The sequence below is a fragment of the Lysinibacillus composti genome, assembly GCF_016908465.1.
Lineage (GTDB): Bacteria > Bacillota > Bacilli > Bacillales_A > Planococcaceae > Ureibacillus > Ureibacillus composti_A.
Genome location: NZ_JAFBDY010000022.1, coordinates 45668 through 52634 on the forward strand (window position 1 = coordinate 45668; position 6967 = coordinate 52634).

The window sequence follows — 6967 nt, forward strand, 5'->3', positions numbered from 1 at the left end:
TTTGAAAAATTTGTATGCTATCTTCAAAATATATAATGAGAGATTCTATGAGGAGGAGAAATACAGATGCTCTGTTGGATGAATGGAAATTACATAGAAGAACAACAATTAACGATTTCCCCATTCGATCATGGATTTTTATATGGTTTAGGATTTTTTGAAACCCTTCGTACATATCAAGGAAAAGTTGTTTTGTTTCAAGAGCATTATAATCGCTTATGTATGGCACTTGCTCGGTATCGTATTAAAGTGCCATATACCATTAGTGAAATACAAGAGGTAATAAGTGAATTAACAAATCGATCTGGAGGTGAAGATGGTGTTTTTAGAATCAATGTTTCTGCAGGGAACTATGGATTAGAACTCCAAACAGGCTACAACAATCCTAATGTCATCATCTTTAGGAGGCCGTTAAACCAAAGAAAACGGGGATTGGAAAAAGTGGCAAGCTGGCTTCAAACTCCAAGAAACCTACCGGAACAAGAAGTGCGATATAAATCCCATCATTTTGGGAATATAGCCTTAGCAAGATTTGAAATTAATAATTTAGAAGAATGTGAAGGGTTTTTTGTTACACGAAGAGGGATTGTGGCGGAAGGTATCCAATCAAATATCTTTTGGGTAAAAGATGATATACTTTATACACCGTCCTTAGCTACAGGAATCATTCCCGGAGTAACTAGAGATTGGTTAATAATGACCGCAAAAGAGCGAGGAATTATTGTTGTAGAAGATATGTTTATTAAAAGTGAACTGGAAGAAGCATATGAATGTTTTGTAACAAATTCTATTGAGGGGATTGTTCCCATTGCTGCAATAGGTAATCATAACTTTTTAGGTAAGGATGGACCTCTTTTTCAGTTATTACAACAAGCATATATAGAAGAAATCATAAAAACAATTAAAAGGAGAACCTTCTAGATGTTATCCAAATATTCAAAGCCATTAATTTTAAATAACATTGAACTAGATTATACAAAAGAGACATTTATCATGGGCATTCTAAATATAACACCTGACTCATTTTCTGATGGGGGGAAATTTAATTCTACCAATGCAGCTATTGAACAAGCAAAGAAGATGGTTGCTGATGGGGCCAAAATAATTGATATCGGTGGTGAATCTACACGTCCTGGATATACTCGTATTTCAGATGAGGAAGAAATTGAGCGTATCGTACCAGTCATTAAAAGGTTGAAAGAAGAAGTACCAGTGATTATTTCGGTTGATACGTATAAATCAGCTGTAGCACGCGCGGCAATTGAGGCTGGAGCACATATGATTAACGATATTTGGGGAGCAAAGGCAGATCCGGAAATTGCAAAGGTTGCTGCTGAGTTTAATGTTCCTATTATTCTAATGCATAATAGAGAAGAACAGACATATTCAAATTACTTTGAGGAGTATATGGAGGATTTGAATGAAAGCATAAATATCGCAAAGAATGCAGGCGTACAAGACCAACATATTATTTTGGATCCAGGTATTGGATTCGTAAAAAATTTACAGCAAAGTATTGAAACGATGCAACGCTTGGATGAACTAGTTGCACTAGGTTACCCAGTCCTGTTGGCAACATCTCGAAAACGAATGATTGGTACGATTTTAAATCTGCCAGTAGAGGAACGGGTAGAAGGAACGGCTGCGACATGTGCATTTGGCGTTCAAAAAGGATGTCATATTGTCCGAGTACATGATGTAAAAGAAGTGGCTCGTACAGTAAAAATGATTGATGCCCTTTTAGGCAAATATAAAGTAAATGAAGAGCTACCTTCTAGACATTAAGAAGCCCACTATAAAGGAGAAAACTATGGATTACATACATTTACGAGATATGCAATTTTTCGGCTATCATGGTGTATTACCGGAAGAAAATGTACTTGGCCAACGATTTCGAGCAACAGTATCAATTGCAGTAGATATACAAAAAGCTGGTCAAACGGATGAATTGAGTAACACCGTTAGTTACGTTGGGATTTACGATATATGTAAAGAAGTGATTGAAGGTAAACCTTATAAGCTTATTGAAGCAGTGGCTGAAACAATTGCTTCTAACATTTTATCTTCTTATGAAGGACAAGTATTCGGGTGTAAAGTGGAAATTATTAAACCAGATCCCCCGATACCGGGACATTATAAAGAAGTAGCGGTAGAAATAGTAAGAGGTCGTTTTTATGAATAATGTATATTTATCTCTTGGCACAAATATCGGTGAACGCGAAAATAACCTAAGATTGGCTGTAAAGATGCTTCAAGACACTCAAAATGTAGAGGTATTGTCTGTTTCATCAATTTACGAAACAGCTCCTGTAGGATACGTAGATCAACCTTCATTTTTAAATATTGCAGTTCATATTCAAACACCTTTATCTGCACTTGAAATGTTAAATATTTCCCAAGGAATCGAAAATGAATTAGGCCGTGTAAGAGAAATCAGATGGGGCCCTAGAATTATAGACCTTGACATTTTATTGTTTAATAACGACAATATTGAAGTTGAGAATTTAATTGTTCCTCACCCTAGAATGTTTGAACGTGCATTTGTATTAGTTCCATTATTAGAAATTGCTAAAGAGCCTTTGAATGAACAGCTTTTACTAGCTAAAGCAACCTTAGACAATATGGATCTTATAAAAGAAGGCATTACTAATTGGAAAACTACTTACAGTGTGGGCGAATTCATAAAAGAATAAGACAATCTAATAATCTTTATTATTTTTTTTTTAGGTAGATCTAAGTGATAGAATGAATCCTATTCCAACATTAAATCTATTAAGATAAGTGAATATATACTTTTGTGGGAAGAACTACTTTCCTAAGGAAGGAGCGAGATTTTGGATATGCAAAATAGGCCATTCCAAATTGGCAATATAGTTATGGATAACCGTGTTGTATTAGCACCAATGGCAGGTGTTTGTAACTCAGCTTTCCGTCTTACAGTAAAAGAATTCGGGGCTGGTTTAGTATATGCGGAAATGATCAGTGATAAAGGGTTAGTTCAACGTAATCAAAAAACGTTAGATATGCTTTATATTGATGAACGTGAAAATCCACTTTCTCTACAAATCTTCGGTGGAGATAAAGAAACATTAGTAGAAGCTGCACAGTATGTTGATAAAAATACTAATGCAGATATTATAGATATCAATATGGGATGCCCTGTAAATAAAATAATCAAATGTGAAGCAGGAGCAAAATGGTTATTAGACCCAAACAAAATCTACGAGATGGTTTCTGCAGTAGTAGATGCTGTAGATAAACCGGTAAGTGTAAAGATGCGTATTGGTTGGGACGATGAACATATTTTTGCAGTAGAAAATGCACAAGCTGCTGAACGTGCAGGAGCAGCTGCGATTGCTATGCACGGTCGTACACGTGTGCAAATGTATGAAGGTAAAGCAAATTGGGATGTTTTAAAAGAGGTTAAGAAACATATTACGATCCCATTCATCGGAAATGGTGATGTAGAAACCCCGCAAGATGCTAAACGTATGTTAGATGAAACTGGTGTTGATGCAGTTATGATTGGACGCGCGGCACTTGGGGACCCTTGGATGATTTATCGCACTGTTCAATATTTAGAAACTGGTGAATTAAAACCTGAACCATCAGTACGTGAAAAAATGGATGTATGTTTACTTCACTTTGAACGATTAATGCAATTAAAAGGGGAAAAGGTTGCAGTTCGTGAGATGCGCAAACATGCATCTTGGTACTTAAAAGGTATACGTGGTAACGGTAAAATCCGTACTGCAATTAATCAAATGGAAACGGCGGAAGAATTACGCGCAGTACTAAAGAGTGTTGCATCACAGTATGAAGGCCAAGAATTGGAAATAGAAGCGATTTAATATAGAAAAGGGCATCCTCTGTAAGGATGCCTTTTGATTTTCTATTTACTTCTCATTTCTTTTGTAGGACCCATTACACCCGGTACATTTAAGCCGGCTTGGCGAAGTAGTACTTGCATTTGAGCGCGGTGATGCGTTTGATGATCAACAAATAACCGTAGAATGGCACCAATTGGAGTAGCATGTCCATGCATATCCACATTTGTAAGAAGTTTTTCATCTGATAGATTATTTTTGGCAACTTCTACAACCTTTTGACTCACAGCTTTATAAGCTTCTTTAATTTCGTCAATTGTTGCTGGAGTATTTGCTGGGTTTAAATTCAATTCTAAGTTTAGTCCGGCTAAACCACAGAAATATGCAGGAGCAGTTGTTAAGTGCCAACTAAGCCATTCGAGTGAGCTATGTCCCTCAACAATCGAAACATTTTTCTTCTCCTCTGTAATTGATTCGATAATAGAAAAAGTGCCTGCACAATTTTTTTCCCATTCTAGAATAAAATCCTCTAATTTGCGATACATTATTTTCCCTACCTTTCAAGTTTATCAACAAAATAGTAGCATTAAATTTGCAATTATAGGTAATAAATAGATATGGAAATTAAATATCTGAAAAGTAAAACATTTATAAAACTACTTCATTTTCATTCGAAAGAGATGATTACATGTCCAAAATTGTGTACAATAGGTTCATTATGGGCTTTATTTTATCTTCATTTATTAACTTTTTCGTTAAAAGGGAAGTGGTGGATGTATGACTTTCGCCTTTTTAGATGAATGAAGATAAAGCCACCGGTGGGTCATGTGATTTTGTGAGGAGTTTTTAATATGTTAGCCCTAGAATGCATTTTGTACGACACGGCTAACGACCAACTACCTGCTCCTGCGATAACTCGTCGCAAAAAGGATTTTGTTGGCCTAAGCATAATTCAAAATCCGGACGTAATTACGCCTCGGCGTAATTGTAACCGTGAACGTAAAGCAAAAACAAGGAGTGAAACACGTGTCAAACATTGAAGAATTAAACGACCAACTTTTGGTGAGACGCCAAAAGATGACGAATATTCGAGAAAGTGGTTTAGATCCATTTGGTAACCGCTTTGAACGCACTCACTTATCTTCAGAAGTTAGTGAACAATTTAATGATTTTACTAAAGAAGAATTAGAAGAGTCTCCTAAAGAAGTTGTAATCGCTGGACGAATTATGACAAAGCGCGGAAAAGGGAAAGCGGGATTTGCCCACATTCAAGACTTAGGTGGACAAATTCAAATTTATGTTCGTAAAGATCATGTTGGTGATGAACAATACGATTTATTTAACCAAGCAGACTTAGGTGACATCGTTGGTATCCGCGGTAATGTATTTCGTACTCAAGTAGGTGAGTTATCTGTAAAAGCAGAAGAGTTCACATTCTTAACGAAATCGTTACGACCAATGCCAGAGAAATTCCATGGCTTACAGGATGTTGAACAACGTTACCGTCAGCGCTACTTAGATCTAATGACGAATAATGAAAGTAAAGAAACGTTCATTACTCGTTCAAAAATCATTCGTGCCATCCGTACGTTTTTAGATGGACAAGGGTTCCTTGAAGTAGAAACACCATTATTACACACGATTGCTGGTGGAGCTGCAGCCCGTCCGTTTATTACACATCATAATGCGTTAGATATGGATTTATATTTACGTATTGCGATTGAATTACATTTAAAACGTTTAATCGTGGGTGGACTTGAAAAAGTATATGAAATTGGCCGTGTATTCCGTAATGAAGGAGTATCTACTCGCCATAACCCTGAGTTTACATTATTAGAACTTTATGAAGCATATGCAGATTATAAAGATATTATGGAACTTACTGAAAACCTTATTTCTCATGTTGCACAAGAAGTATTAGGTTCTACTCAAGTTCAATATGGCGATGATGTTATTAACCTTGCGCCAGGTTGGAAACGACTACACATGGTAGATGCAGTAAAAGAAGCAACGGGTGTAGACTTCTGGAAGCAAATGTCGAAGGAAGAAGCACAAGCTCTTGCAAAGGAACACAATGTAGAAATTAAAGATGTACATGAAGTAGGTCACATTATTAATGAATTCTTTGAACAAAAAGTAGAAGAAACATTAGTACAGCCTACATTCATTTATGGTCACCCAGTAGAAATCTCACCACTTGCTAAGAAAAACCCAGATGATGAGCGCTTTACTGACCGCTTTGAGTTATTTATCGTACGTCGTGAGCATGCAAACGCATTTACAGAGTTAAATGATCCAATTGACCAAAGAGAACGTTTTGAAGCGCAACTAGCTGAAAAAGAAGCTGGTAACGATGAAGCTCATGATATGGATAATGATTTTATTGAAGCGTTAGAATATGGTATGGCCCCAACTGGTGGTTTAGGTATTGGAATTGACCGTTTAATTATGTTATTAACAAACGCTCAATCGATCCGTGATGTATTGCTATTCCCAACTATGCGTCATCGTGATTAATATAAGAGAAGTGAAACACGGAGAGGGTTTAAACACCTTCTTCGTGTTTTTTCGCTAATAGAGTCTGTACACTAGGCTAGGGAATTTACAGATAGAGAGTAGGAATGATATCAAAGAAATAGTTATCATTCATTAAATTATTACTGGTGTATAGAATCTGTAGAGGATAGTCTATCTTGTTAAATATAGAGTAAAGACTTTGAATTCTATCGTTGAAGTGTTAAAGGTCATACTAAATAATATTTCGCAATAAATTACTTGCAATATCATTTTTGTTATGATAAATTAATAAACGTCGTCACAACGACAAATAAAATCAACAATCGAAATGAAAAAGTGTTGACTTTTGAAAGATATGTTGATAAAATATAAAAGTTGTCGGTTGAACGGTTAATAATTTTGGGAAAAGTTGTTGACAGTAAGAATGACAATGGATATAATAATAAAGTTGCTTCTTGAGAGAAGTAATGAAATGAACCTTGAAAACTGAACAACAAAACGTTAATGAAATAAAAGTTTCTTATAATATAAGAAACAAAATTTTGGACATCAAAATTGATGCCAGCTAAAATTTGAGCTTTATCAAATTTTCTTTTATGGAGAGTTTGATCCTGGCTCAGGAC

Annotated in this window: 8 protein-coding genes; 6 read left to right on the forward strand and 2 right to left on the reverse strand. The window is 35.7% G+C overall.

The genetic code is table 11. The annotated features are described in order from the left end of the window. Window positions 1-66: 66 nt before the first annotated feature. The 5 genes from JOD29_RS16750 to dusB all read left to right on the forward strand — a co-directional run bounded on the left by JOD29_RS16750 (window position 67) and on the right by dusB (window position 3851). Entirely contained in the window at window positions 67-921 is an 855-nt protein-coding gene (locus tag JOD29_RS16750) for an aminotransferase class IV (protein ID WP_124766629.1), read from the forward strand. Then, window positions 922-1785 carry a dihydropteroate synthase gene (gene folP, locus JOD29_RS16755; protein ID WP_124766628.1) on the forward strand — a complete coding sequence of 288 codons (864 nt, stop codon included), beginning with the start codon at window positions 922-924 and terminating at the stop codon, window positions 1783-1785. Window positions 1786-1810: 25 nt separating this feature from the next. Further along, the gene (gene folB, locus JOD29_RS16760) at window positions 1811-2182 is read left to right on the forward strand and encodes a dihydroneopterin aldolase (protein ID WP_124766627.1); all 372 of its coding nucleotides are present in this window, start codon (window positions 1811-1813) and stop codon (window positions 2180-2182) included. Continuing rightward, window positions 2175-2693: a 2-amino-4-hydroxy-6-hydroxymethyldihydropteridine diphosphokinase gene (folK, locus tag JOD29_RS16765; protein WP_124766626.1), complete on the forward strand. Its 519-nt coding sequence runs from the start codon at window positions 2175-2177 to the stop codon at window positions 2691-2693. The genes folB and folK overlap by 8 nt, the downstream gene beginning before the upstream one ends. Before the next feature lie 147 nt (window positions 2694-2840). After that, window positions 2841-3851, forward strand: a complete 1011-nt coding sequence (gene dusB, locus JOD29_RS16770; protein WP_192894261.1) for a tRNA dihydrouridine synthase DusB — start codon at window positions 2841-2843, stop codon at window positions 3849-3851. A gap of 41 nt (window positions 3852-3892) precedes the next feature. Here the strand turns inward: dusB and JOD29_RS16775 are convergent, their stop codons facing one another. After that, window positions 3893-4372, reverse strand: a complete 480-nt coding sequence (locus tag JOD29_RS16775; protein WP_124766624.1) for a DinB family protein — start codon at window positions 4370-4372, stop codon at window positions 3893-3895. A 472-nt stretch (window positions 4373-4844) separates the two neighbouring features. Here JOD29_RS16775 and lysS point away from each other — a divergent pair, with 472 nt between their 5' ends. Then, window positions 4845-6344, forward strand: coding sequence for a lysine--tRNA ligase (lysS, locus tag JOD29_RS16780; protein WP_192894260.1), 1500 nt, complete (start codon window positions 4845-4847; stop codon window positions 6342-6344). A gap of 275 nt (window positions 6345-6619) precedes the next feature. Here the strand turns inward: lysS and JOD29_RS16785 are convergent. Next, a partial coding sequence (locus JOD29_RS16785; protein WP_205101719.1) for a hypothetical protein occupies window positions 6620-6967 on the reverse strand: 348 nt, incomplete at its 5' end.